The organism is Streptomyces sp. S186 (assembly GCF_051603415.1).
Lineage (GTDB): Bacteria > Actinomycetota > Actinomycetes > Streptomycetales > Streptomycetaceae > Streptomyces.
The window spans coordinates 7818093-7830057 of the sequence record NZ_CP193932.1; the positions used below are offsets into that span (position 1 = coordinate 7818093).

Annotated in this window: 10 protein-coding genes; 4 read left to right on the forward strand and 6 right to left on the reverse strand. The window is 69.8% G+C overall.

Features of this window, described 5'->3' with window-relative positions:
- Positions 1-58: 58 nt before the first annotated feature.
- Entirely contained in the window at positions 59-520 is a 462-nt protein-coding gene (locus tag ACRAS8_RS34115) for a MarR family winged helix-turn-helix transcriptional regulator (RefSeq protein WP_438489900.1), read from the reverse strand.
- A gap of 50 nt (positions 521-570) precedes the next feature.
- On the opposite strand from ACRAS8_RS34115, the gene ACRAS8_RS34120 reads away from it, so the two are divergent.
- From ACRAS8_RS34120 to ACRAS8_RS34135, 4 genes are all read left to right on the forward strand, one after another.
- Positions 571-1500 carry an SDR family NAD(P)-dependent oxidoreductase gene (locus ACRAS8_RS34120; protein WP_438489901.1) on the forward strand — a complete coding sequence of 310 codons (930 nt, stop codon included), beginning with the start codon at positions 571-573 and terminating at the stop codon, positions 1498-1500.
- A 174-nt stretch (positions 1501-1674) separates the two neighbouring features.
- Positions 1675-3993 (forward strand): ATP-binding protein, encoded by a 2319-nt coding sequence (locus ACRAS8_RS34125; RefSeq protein WP_438489902.1) that lies wholly within the window; start codon positions 1675-1677, stop codon positions 3991-3993.
- A 168-nt stretch (positions 3994-4161) separates the two neighbouring features.
- Positions 4162-4689, forward strand: a complete 528-nt coding sequence (locus tag ACRAS8_RS34130; protein WP_438489903.1) for a hypothetical protein — start codon at positions 4162-4164, stop codon at positions 4687-4689.
- A gap of 132 nt (positions 4690-4821) precedes the next feature.
- Positions 4822-6063, forward strand: a complete 1242-nt coding sequence (locus ACRAS8_RS34135; protein ID WP_438489904.1) for a serine hydrolase domain-containing protein — start codon at positions 4822-4824, stop codon at positions 6061-6063.
- A 133-nt stretch (positions 6064-6196) separates the two neighbouring features.
- Here the strand turns inward: ACRAS8_RS34135 and ACRAS8_RS34140 are convergent, their stop codons facing one another.
- The 5 genes from ACRAS8_RS34140 to ACRAS8_RS34160 all read right to left on the reverse strand — a co-directional run bounded on the left by ACRAS8_RS34140 (position 6197) and on the right by ACRAS8_RS34160 (position 11714).
- Positions 6197-7081: a sigma-70 family RNA polymerase sigma factor gene (locus ACRAS8_RS34140; protein WP_438489905.1), complete on the reverse strand. Its 885-nt coding sequence runs from the start codon at positions 7079-7081 to the stop codon at positions 6197-6199.
- A 143-nt stretch (positions 7082-7224) separates the two neighbouring features.
- Complete coding sequence (locus tag ACRAS8_RS34145) at positions 7225-8211, reverse strand: LLM class flavin-dependent oxidoreductase (protein ID WP_438489906.1); 987 nt, start codon at positions 8209-8211, stop codon at positions 7225-7227.
- Between the two features lie 496 nt (positions 8212-8707).
- Positions 8708-9190: a GNAT family N-acetyltransferase gene (locus ACRAS8_RS34150; RefSeq protein ID WP_438489907.1), complete on the reverse strand. Its 483-nt coding sequence runs from the start codon at positions 9188-9190 to the stop codon at positions 8708-8710.
- Between the two features lie 96 nt (positions 9191-9286).
- Complete coding sequence (locus ACRAS8_RS34155) at positions 9287-10456, reverse strand: anhydro-N-acetylmuramic acid kinase (protein WP_438489908.1); 1170 nt, start codon at positions 10454-10456, stop codon at positions 9287-9289.
- Positions 10457-10550: 94 nt separating this feature from the next.
- Positions 10551-11714: an MFS transporter gene (locus tag ACRAS8_RS34160; RefSeq protein ID WP_438490674.1), complete on the reverse strand. Its 1164-nt coding sequence runs from the start codon at positions 11712-11714 to the stop codon at positions 10551-10553.
- Between the last annotated feature and the right edge of the window lie 251 nt (positions 11715-11965).

Genomic DNA, 11965 nt, shown 5'->3' on the forward strand with positions numbered 1-11965 from the left:
CGCCCGCTGCCGGGGCCGGCGCCCTCCGTAACGTAAGCCGGCGCGCGTGGCCGCCGGGTCAGCAGGGTGCGTCGCGCTTGAGCTTGTTCCAGACGGTTTGGAGGGCGGTGATGTCCTCGTCGTCGAGGAGATCGTCGAAGACCTCCGCCAGCGCGGCGCGGCGGGTGGCGTTGGCTTCGGCGAAGGCGGTGCGGCCGGCCGGCGTGAGGGTGATCTGCACGGAGCGGGCGTCGTGGGGGGAGGGGGTGCGCTCGACCAGCCCACGGGCCTGGAGCGAGTCGATGACACGGGAGACCTGGCTGCGGCTGAGAAGTGCCTTGGCCCCGAGATCGGAGGCGGCCATCGGTTCGTTCTGGGTGTGGAGCCAGAGCATGACCTCGAACCACGTCAGCGGCAGGTCGTGCGTGCGGGTCAGGGCGGCGTCGGCCTGGGCGGTGAGGGTGGTGCAGGCCCAGATCAGTCCGTAGAAGGCGCGGTCTCGGGGGGTGGATTCCTGCGGGTTGGTGTCGGTGTCCGGCATGGGGGCCATCCTAGCCGGGTTGCGTGTACGCACACGCATATGCAAGATGTGTGTGCACACACGCAATCGCGTCGGAGCTCAGAACTCAGCATCGACATCGGCATCGGCATCAGAAGCGGAGCACACCCATGACCACCGCCCCGAAGACCGTCCTGATCACCGGCACCTCCTCCGGCATCGGCCTGGCCACCGCCCTCGGCACCGCTCGGGCCGGCTGGACGACCATCGCCACCATGCGCGACACCGCCAAGGCCGAGGCCCTGCTCAAGGCCGCCGCCGACCACGGGGTCGCCGACCGCATCCAGGTCAAGCGCCTGGACGTGGTCGACTCCGAGACCATCGCCACCTGCCTGGACGAGGTGATCGCCGAACACGGCCGCCTGGACGCACTGGTGAACAACGCCGGCGCCGGCCAGGTCGGCACCGCGGAACTCATCGAGCTCGACGACTTCCGCACCGCCATGGAGGTCAACTTCTTCGGCGTGGTGGCCCTCACCCGCGCCGCCCTGCCGCACCTGCGCGCCTCCCAGGGCCGGGTGATCACCGTCACCAGCGTCGGCGGCATTGTCGGCCAGCCCTTCAACGAGCCCTACTGCGCGGCCAAGTTCGCCGTCGAGGGCTTCATGGAGTCGCTCGCGCCCGTCGCCGCCGCCGTCGGCGTCGAGGTCGCCGTGGTCGAACCCGCCGCCGTGGCCAGCGAGTTCGTCGCCAGTATGAGTCTGGGCCGGCCCGCGATGGTCGCCGAGGCCGGGCCCTACGCGCCGGCCCTCGAGGCGTACTTCGACCGCATCCAGAACGTCTTTGTCACGGCCCAGTCCCAGGCAGATGCCGCCGCCCCGATCGTCGAGGCCCTGACCGGCGACCGCCCGGCCTTCCGCATCCAGACCTCCGAACGTGCCCGCGAGGTGGTCAGTACCAAGCTCGCCGACCTCGACGGCTCGGCCGTCCAGAACCTCACCCGCCCCTGGCTCACCAGCTGATCGGCGACTGCCGCCATACGCATGCAGGGAGGGGAGGGAACGTATCGAGCTCCTCTTCCGCACGCAGGCCGATGCCCTCAGGCAAGCCGCCCCCCAGGCAAGCCCACATCCCGGAGCAGCCCCACCTCAACCCCTCTAGTATCAGCGCCTGACACCGGAGAAACGGGGGCAAGCATGCGCGAGGAGTTGGCGGGGCGGCTACGGCAGCTGCGAGACCTGACCGGACGGAGCCTGCGCGAGCTCGCCCGTGACATCCACATCAGCAGCTCCTCGCTGTCGCGCTACTTCTCCGGCCAGGCCGTACCTCCCTGGCCGGCGGTGGTGGCGCTCTGCAAGGCAGCCGGTCATGACCCCAGGCCACTGCGCGAGGTGTGGGAGCGGGCCAAGGACGGACCCCAGACGAGCAGCAGCACGGCTGCCGCGCCGACCGTCCGCAATGACCTGCCCCACGACATCACCGCCTTCACCGGCCGCCGGGCGGAGCTGGACGCTCTCCTCGGCGCCGCGCGGAACACGTCGGTGGTGGCGATCGACGGCATGGGCGGAGTGGGCAAGTCCGCGTTGGCCGTACACGCCGCGCATCTGCTGACCGCCGACTTCCCCGGTGGCCGGCTCTACTTGGACCTGCACGGCTTCACTCCGGGCCGGGCACCGGTCGAGCCCGCGGAGGCGCTGCGGGTGCTGCTGACCGCGCTCGGGTTGCCGCCCGGCAGGATTCCCGACGGGGTCGCCGAACGGGCCGCGCTGTGGCGGTCGGAGCTGGCGACGCGGCGCGCGATCGTGCTGCTGGACAACGCCGCCGACGCCGATCATGTGCGCGAGCTGCTGCCTGGCGCAGGCCGGAGCTTCGTCGTGATCACCAGCCGCCGGCGGATGGTGGAGCTGGACGGCGCCTGGCCGATCTCGCTGGACGTCCTGCCGTCCGAAGAGGCGGCGGCGCTGTTCGTCGCGTCCGCGGGCGGGACCCGGCCCGGTGACGTCGGCGAGGTGCTGCGCCGCTGCGGGAACCTGCCACTGGCCATCCGGGTGGCCGCCGCGCGGCTGCGGCACCGGCCCGCGTGGACTCTCGACACCCTGGTGGAACGGCTGCGCGAGGGCGAGTTGGCGGTGTCGGACGTGTTCGAGATGTCGCTGCGGCAGCTCGACCCCGCCCAACGGCGGATGTTCGGGCTGCTGGGGCTGGTGCCGGGCGAGGACATCGACGCGTACGGTGCGGCCGCCCTGGCCGGGATTCCGCTGCCCAACGCCCGTTCCCTGCTGGAGGATCTGGTCGACGTGCATCTCGTCCAGGAGCCGGCGGCGGGCCGCTACCGGATGCACGACCTGCTGCGCCAGGCCGCCCGCGCCGACGCCGCCGCAGCCGACCCCGTACCGGCGATCGCCCGGCTGGCCGACTACTACCTGAGCGGCATGCTGGCCGTGAAAGAGCTGGTCGAGATCGTCATCCCGCTGCCGGTCACCGTGGCGCAGCCACCTCCCGCCCTGCCCGGCCTCGCCGGCTACGACACCGCCGTCGACTGGCTGGACACCGAGTGGGCCAACCTCGTCGCGACGTTCTCGCTCGCCGTGGAACTGCGCATCGACGCACCGGCGGTCGGGCTCGGACAGCTCGCCTTGATCGCCCACGCGCGGCGCGGTGGCATGGCGCAGCTGCTTCGCGGGCTCGAACTCAGCATGCCCGCCGCCGAACGGCTCGGCGAGCGCAGGGTGTTGGCCTCGCACCGGTACCTGCTGGGTGCCGCGCTGATGCGCGTCGGCCGGCTGGCGGAGGCGGCGCCGGAGCTTGCGGCGGCCCGCGTGCTGATGGCCGCGGAGGGCGACATCCTCGGCGAGGCCATGGCCCTCCTTCAGCTGGCGGAGAGCCGGATGTACTGCGCCGAAGCCGAAGCCGACACCGAAGTCGACACCGACGCCGAAGCCGCCGTCGATTTCCTGCGCCAGGCAGCCGCGCTGCTGCCACCGCGCGAAGCCGCCGCCCGCGTGCGGGTGGTCACCGGTCTCGGCCAGGCTCTGGTGCAGCTGGGGAAGTACGGCGAGGCCCGAGAGACGGTCTCGGAGGTGACCGAGACCGCGCGCGGACTGGACCGACAGGCGGAGCGCATGTGCCTGGACGTACTCGGTCGGGCGGCACTCGGCCTGGGCGACGTCCGCACTGCCCTCGATTTCGCCGAGCAGGCTGTCGCGCTCAATCGGGCGACCCGCCATCCGGTATTCGAGGCGGCCAGCCTCACGGACGCCGCCGTCGCCCTGCGCCACCTCGGACGCACCGAGGAGGCAACGGCCAGGCACACCGAGGCCCTGCGGATCCTCGAACGGGCCGGCGAGCCGCATCGGATGGTGCGCAGTCTCCTCCCGTACGCGGAGGCATGCCTGGCCACGGGCGACCGGGACGCCGCGGCGCGGCACTTCCAAGCGGCGCTGGAGAGCGCCACCGCACACGGCCTCAACTACCTGGTGCCGGCGGCGCGTGCGGGTCTGGCCCGGGTGTCCTGAGCCTGTCCCAGGCGTGGCGCGAGTGTCCCGTCCCGTCCCGGGACACCCGCGCAGCAGCCGTCCGCCGGAGTGACAGCGCAGGTCAGCCGGGCAGCGGCGGGCCTTCCCGCGTCCCGGACCGTGCCGCATGGGTGGCCCCGGACGGGCCCCATGCCCAAACTCTCCACCATGAACACGACGCCATCCCTCCTCACCGAACTGGATGCGCTGCCCGCCCGGTGGGAAGTGCAAGGGACGCTCGCCGCACCCGTCGCAGCGGTCGCCGCGCTGCTGCTCGCCGTCGCCGAGGGGCGGGTCGGCGATGACAACCTGCTGGTGCTGGGCAGGGCTTCGGCGGCCCGGCAGGGGGCGATGACTGTCGTAGCCGGGACCGGGACCGGAATTGGGATAGCCGGGACCGGGACCGGGACTGGGGCCGATGCCGGCACCTATCGCGCCGAACTCGCCGGGCTGGTGGAGCCGGTGGAGATCCAGGTGGACCGGGCCCGGTCCAGGCTGGCGGTGCAGAGCTGGTACGCCGGGGTGCACACCGCCACCGCCTGCCCCGCAGGCACCCTGGTGACCCATCGCGTCCACCGCGTCCTCCCCGACCATCCGGGATTCGCGGCCGGAATCGCCGAGATCGGCCTGCGGTCGCGCATGTTACGCGACCTGGGGCAAGTGCTGGACGTGATCGCCGACCGGCTCGGCTGCTGACAACCCGGCCTCCTCCCCAGTGGGTTCCCCTGCCCAATCCGTCTCCACCCCCACCCACCCATATCCACCCCTACAGATCCATATCCATCCCATCCATCCCATCCATCCGTTCAACCGAAGGAACACACCACCATGTCCCTCACCCGCACCGACCGACACAGCGGCTTCTCCGACGCGGGACTGTCCCGCCTGCACGAGGTCCTGGCCCGGCATGTCGACTCCGGGAAGATTCCCGGGCTCGTCGCCCTGGTCAGCCGGGGCGATCGGACACATGTCGAAGCGATCGGGACGATGCTCCACGACGGTGGCGCGCCGATGCGCCGGGACACGATCTTCCGGATGGCCTCGACGTCCAAGCCGGTCACGATGGCGGCGGCGATGGTCCTGCTCGACGAGTGTCGGCTGCGCCTGGACGACCTGGTGGAGCCGTGGTTGCCGGAACTCGCCGACCGGCAGGTGCTCAAGCGGATCGACGGCCCGCTGGACGACACCGTGCCGGCGCGCCGGCCGATCACCGTACGGGACGTGCTGACCTCCACGTTCGGGCTCGGCATGGATTTGACGGTGCTGGGCACTCCGATCATGAACGCGATATTCGAGCAGGGGCTCACGCCCAACCTGCCGGAGCCGATGCCCGAGCCGGACGAGTGGATGCGCCGCCTCGGCACGCTTCCGCTGATGAACCAGCCCGGAGAGCGCTGGCAGTACCACATCAGCAACGATCTGCTCGGCGTGCTCGTCGCCAGGGTCACGGGCCAGTCATTCGAGACGTTCCTGCGTGAGCGGATCTTCGACCCGCTGGGGATGAACGACACCGGGTTCTACGTCCCCGCCGACAAGATGGACCGGCTGCCGCCCCTCTACACTCCTGACCCGCAGACCGGCGAGTTCATGGTGTGGGACGAGGCCGAGGGGGGACGCCACAGCCAGCCTCCGGCGTTCCAGGACGGCGGCGGTGGCCTGGTCTCCACCGTCGACGACTACCATGCCTACTTCCGGATGCTGCTGAACAACGGGATGCACGGGACCGAACGGATCCTGTCCCGGGCCGCCGTCGAGCTGATGACCACCAACCGCCTCACGCCCGAGCAGAACGCCGCCCGCAACGCCATGGCTCGCGACAACGTCCACCTCTCCTTCGGCCAAGGACAGCACGGCGGTTGGGGCTTCGGCATGGCGGTGCGCACCTGCCGCGGCGACTACGCTCCCATCGGCCAGTTCGGCTGGGACGGCGGAAGCGGCACCTCGACCTACGCCGACCCGGACAACCAGCTCACCGGAATCCTGCTCACCCAGGTCGGGATGTCCACCCCTGATTCGGCCCGGGTCATCCACGACTTCTGGACCACGCTCTACCAGGCGATCGACGACTGACACGACGATCGACACGACGACCGATGACTGACACGCCGACCGACGACTGACGCGACGACTGATACGACGACCGACACGATGGCTGAAACCGAGCCCACCGAGGGCGAGATCCCCTCGGTGGGCTCCCCTGAGTTCAGGCGCTGAGGTCCAGCGCGGAAAGGCGGTCGGGATCGGTGAGGATGTCGAGTCCGGTGATGCGACCGTCCCGGATGGTGAACGACATGATCGACATCGGCCGTCCCCCGGCGAACGCGACCACGCCGGGAGTCCCGTTGACCAGCACCGGACGCGCGTCCGCCGCGAAGCGGGCGAAGGTGATCGCCTGCGACGCCACATCGGCCGCACCACGCCGCAGAACGCTCGGCACGCGCGTACCGCCGTCGGAGCGCGCGACCACCTCCGGGTCGAGAACGGCCAGGAGCGCCTCGAAGTCACCGCCACGGGAGGCGGTCAGAAAGGCGTTCACGACATCGCGTTTGCGGGCGTTGTCGGTGTCGGCCGCCGGGGCGGCGCCCTGGACCCGTCGGCGAGCGCGACTGGCGAGCTGCCGGGTGGAGACCGTGGTACGGCCGAGGACGGGGGCGATGTCGTCGAAGGGCACGTCGAACATGTCGTGCAGCACAAAGGCCAGCCGTTCGGCGGGGGAGAGGGTCTCCAACACGACCATCAGCGCGATGCCCACCGCATCCGCGACCAGGACCTCCTGCTCGGGATCGACGCGCCCGAGCTGGGTGACCACCGGGTCAGGCAGCCGGACCGACTCCTCCTGCTCGGGCAGCGGATCCTCCCGCCGGGAGGTGCGCGAACGCAACATGTCCAGGCACACCCGTCCGGCGACCGTGGTGAGCCAGGCACCCAGGTTCTTGACCTGGCTCACGTCGGTACGGCCGAGCTTGAGCCAGGTCTCCTGGACGGCGTCCTCCGCCTCGGCCAGCGACCCCAGCATCCGGTACGCCACCGCCCGCAGTCCCGGCCGCTCCGCCTCGAAGCGTTCGGCCAGAGAAATGTCGTCGCTCACCTGTCACACCCCCGTGTCGGGCATCCGTCGGTCCAGTGACAGACGCTAACCGGTCACCAGGGGAGCATCACATGAAGGCCACAACGTTCGGGTTCACCGGCTGCGAGGACGGGGCACCAGGCATCATCCTCAGCCATGCGTGCCTACCGCGCAGTCGTGCCGTTGGAGTACTCCTTGATGAGCTCGTAGGAACGCAGGCGGTCGTGGAGGTCGTAGACGGGAGTGGTGAGCATCAGTTCGTCTGCTCCGGTCTCGTCGGCCAGCTGTGCCAGTCGGTCCATGACGGTCTTGGGCGTCCCGTGGGCCTGCTGTGCACGGAAGCCGGCCAGTGCCTCTCGCTCCTGCGCCGTGAAGGGGTGGTTGGCTGCTTCCTCAGGCGTGGGGAACGGGATATCGCTGATGCCCTTCAACAGCCCGGCCTTGACGACGTTCATCGGCCCGGCGCGCCAGGCGGCTTCCTCTTCGGTCTCGGCGCACACCGTCTCCACGCACACCAGCGCGCGGGGCTGCTCGCACCACCGGGACGGGGTGAAGTCGGCCCGGTAGCGTTCCAGCGCTGCCTGGGTGTTCTCCGGACGGATGTGGTGGGCGAGGGCGATCGGGAGGCCGAGTTCCGCGGCGAGGGCGGCACCCGCGGTGCTGGAGGCCAGCAGCCAGGGCTCCGGAAGCGGGCCGAGTGCGACCTCGTCCACCAGGAAGGAGAGGATCGCGGCCACATCGGCGTGGTACTCCGCATCGGTCGTCGGTCCGGCTCCTCGGCGCAGCGCCCGCGCGATGGCCTCGTCGAACGTGCCTGGGCCGCGGCCGACACCTATGTCGATGCGGTCCGGGTGCAAGGCGGCCAGCGTTCCGAACTGTTCCGCGAGCATGATGGGTGCGTGGTTGGGCGCCAGTACTCCGCCCGAACCGAGACGGATCGCCGAGGTGGACGCGGCAGCGTGCGCGATCAACACCACGGGCGGGAACGCGCCGATGGCGGGGGAGTGGTGATGTTCGGCGTACCAGATCCGGTGGTAGCCAAGCCGTTCCACCCCTTGTGCGAAAGCGGCGGTGTCGCGCAGGGTCTCCAAGGCTGCGGCACCGGACTGCACCATGGCGACTTCGAGTGCGGAAAGAGGTACATCGATCATGTGGCAAGCCTAGGAGGTCATTTCGTGTGGTCCAGCAAGTTGTGCGTCATGGCCGGAGTTCGTGGGACGGCGGCAGCACGGTGGCCGCAAAGTGCTGTCTGCGATCCTCTCCGCGGCCGCTGGCATCACCTACGCGTGCGGAGGCATCGGCGCAGTGATCGGCGGCGCGCCGATCAGTGGGGCGCTCGCCGACGCTGACACGACGGTCCTGCGGGCCATTTCGGTCAGAACCGCCGGCCGCAGCGCGTTCGCGGATCACCACGGATCGCGTCCGCGTGTTTCGTCCGCTGCTGTACTTGAGGTGTGGGGGACGGGGTCGGGCTGGCGCGGGGGCAACGGAAGCAGCAACCCCTCAGCATGACGCCGCCGGCCGTAGTCGACGCGATGACCGCGGGCGTGCGCTGTGAGAAAAGGTCGGAGAATCACCTGCCCACGTACCGGAGCGCTCTGTGCACTCCTCTGGCTCTTGTGCGGCGCAGCGGGTGAGGGGCCTCAGTCAGAACTGCCGATACATGACATGCAGGCCAACGGCTCCGAGTTCTGGGTGCATAAAGGCACCGGGAACGGTTCCGAGCACCTCGAAACCAAGGCGCTGGTAGAGCTCGACGGCGATGTGATTCGACTCGACCACAGCGTTGAACTGCATCCCTGCGTAGCTGCGTTCTCTTGCCCAGTCCACTGCGAATCGGCACAGGGCCGTACCCACACCCTTGCCCCGGGCATCAGCGGCCACCATGAAGCTCGCGGTGGAAACGTGCGAACCAGGGCCGGGCCGGTTCGTCCCCATCTTGGCGGTGCCCAGAACGCGTTCGCCCTCAGTTGCGACAACGGTCAGGCCGGGCGGTTCCTCGATCCACATCCGGCCTTTTTCCTCGCTCATCTCCGGGTCATAGGGGAACGTCTCCTGTGCCCGCACGATATCCCGGATGATTTCCCATACTTGGGACCAGTCGGCATCTTGGAATTCACGGATCTGCATGGCTACACGCTAGCGGCCCCAGGTTCCGCCACCCCACCGGTTAATCGGTTTCTGGCATGCTCTCAAAGGTGTTTCCTCGGTTGGTGAGCAGGGTGGTCAAGCAGTGATCCGCAGTACGCGAGGGGAACGGAGTGCCGGTTCGGGTAGTTGAAGAGGGGTGCGACCCGGAGTGATGCTCCCCAGGAGAGTCGTATGGCGGGCGCCCGTGGTTGAGGGGATCGTGCCGGGCAGTCCGTGGAAGGTGAGAAAGCCCAGGATGGCGAAGGCAAGCGCTTCCTTCGCGTCGGAGGGCAGTCCGAAGTCGTCGCTTGGACGCGTCCGCACGTTGGGAAGTTCCTCAGCGATCATCCGCATGAGCGTCGGATTGCGGGCTCCCCCGCCGGAGACGACGAGGTCGGTGACGCGGTGATTCCGACAGGCGTCGGCAACGGTGATCGCGGTCAGGCGCGTCAGGGTGGCCAGCACATCGACGGCGGCGAGCCCTGGCGTCGTTTGCAGCGCCTGCTGCAGGTAGGGCAGATGGAAGTGTTCCTTGCCGGCGCTTTTGGGCGCGGGCCTGCGGTAGTAAGGGTCGGCCAGGAGGCGGCGGAGCAGGTCGGGATGGGTTCGGCCGGCGGCGGCTCTGCGTCCGTCCTGGTCGTAGTGCGCTGCCCCGTTGGTGAAGTGGCGGACGGCGGCGTCCAGGAGGGCATTGGCGGGGCCGGTGTCGAACGCCAGCGGCTCGTCCCCGCGGGCGACGACGGTGATGTTGGCGATGCCTCCGAGATTGAGAGCCGCCGGTGTGCCTGGCAGCGCACCCAGCAGCAGGGTGTCGACCATGCTGACCAGCGGGGCGCCCTGTCCACCCGCGGCGACGTCCTTGCTGCGCAGGTCGGAGACGACGGGGAGCCCGGTTCGCTCGGCGATCCAGGCAGGCTGGCCGAATTGAAGCGTGCCGCGGGCGCTGCCGTTGTCGACCCAGTGGTAGAGGGTCTGGCCGTGCGAGACGACGAGGTCGGCGGCGTCGGCGCACAACTCGTGCAGGGCTCGTTCGGCAGCGGTGGCGAAGGCCCGTCCGATGCCGGTATCCAGAGCGCAGATGGTCTGCACGGTCGTGGCGGCCGGGGGCAGGGCGCCGGCGATGAGGTTCCGCAGATCGTCGGGATAGTTCACAGACACATGTCCCAGCGGGCGCAGGTGCAGGGCATCGCCGTCGAGGACGAGGTCCGCCGCGGCAGCCTCGATGGCGTCGTAGGAGGTCCCTGACATCAGTCCGATCACGCGCATGGCGTCGTTGGGTAGGTTGGTTGCGCGGTCGGGGTGGGGTGGGGGCACCGGTTCCTTCCTGGGGACGAGGGTAGGGGAGGAGGCGAAGCAAACTCTATGACCGTTCCCGGAGTTGGGTCCCGAGACGACACCTTCGCCTGGCAGTCGTTCGCCCATGAGGCAGTAGTCGTTCGCACAGTAGTACCGCGCAGGCTACGACGGTCAGCAGGCTGCCGGCGAGGAAGGTGATCCGCACGCCGGCCAGCGTGAGGACCAGTGCCCCGAGCGCGGCGCCCGCTGCGATGCCGGCGTTGTAGGCACCGGAGTTGGCCGCCAGGGCCAGGTCCGTGCGGCCCGGTGCGCACTCCAGCATGGCGTTCTGGGTGGTCATGAACACCGGCCCGAGTGCGCCGCCCATCAGGGCCAGGAACGCCACCGCTGCCGCCGGTTCGCTGCCTGCCGCGTACAGGCCGAACATGCCCACCGCCTGCGTGGCCACGGCCGCGACCAGTGCGGAGCGCGGGAAGCGGTCCAGCAGCGCGCCGGTGATGCTCACCCCGGCCAGGCAGGCAACACCGAACGCCACGAACAAGGCGCTGACGATGCTTGGGGAGAACCCGCTCACGTCGCTCAGGAAGGTCGAGAGGTAGGTGTATCCCGCGAACGCCCCGGTGGCCGAAAGGGCCCCACTCGTCAGCACTGTTGCGAACCGGCGAGTGTGGGGACGGGTTCCGTAGGCGGCGGGTTCTTCTTCCGGGCGCGAGGTGGGGAACAGTGCGGCAATCGTCACCCAGGAGACGCACCCCGCGGCCGCGAGCATGGCGATGGGCACCCGCCAGACGTTCTGCTGGCCGAGCCATGTCCCGGCAGGAACACCCAGCACGAGGGCGAGCGAACCGGCCACGGACAGGGCCCCGACCACACGCCCGCGGACCCGTGGTGTGAACAGGCCCACCGCGACCGGCCCCAGCACGGCCCAGAAGAGTGCCTGGGCGAGCGCGGTCAGCAGCCGCGCGGCAAGGAACAACCAGTAGGAGTTCGCCAACGCCGCCACCAGACTGGACACGACGAGCGCGCCGAGGAGTCCGGTGAGCACGTGACGTCGGGGCACGGCCCGCACGACGTGGGCGAGCGGCACAGAGGCGAGGGCCACAGTCAGGCCGTAACCGGTGACCAGGAGACCGACCGCTGACTGGGACACCCGCAGGCTTCGGGAGATGAGCTGAAGGAGGCCGACCGGCAGGTTCTCCGCCGTGTTGAACGTGAAGGCGGCCAGCATCAGGGCGACGAGTACTGCCGGCCCATGCCAGGCAGCCGGTGGCCGCGTGCGCACGCGGACTCTTCCTGCCCTCGCCCGTTGTGCCTGTTCCGCGACCCCGTCCATGGACGTACCTCATCGGGCCCACCGACCCTCCCGCAACCCAATTCGTCTGCCGTGTGGGGATCATGGGGCAGGAATTTGTGTGCGGATCGCGGATCGCGGATCGCGGATCGTGGATCACGCCGCCTGGGAACGCGGTTTGCCGGTCA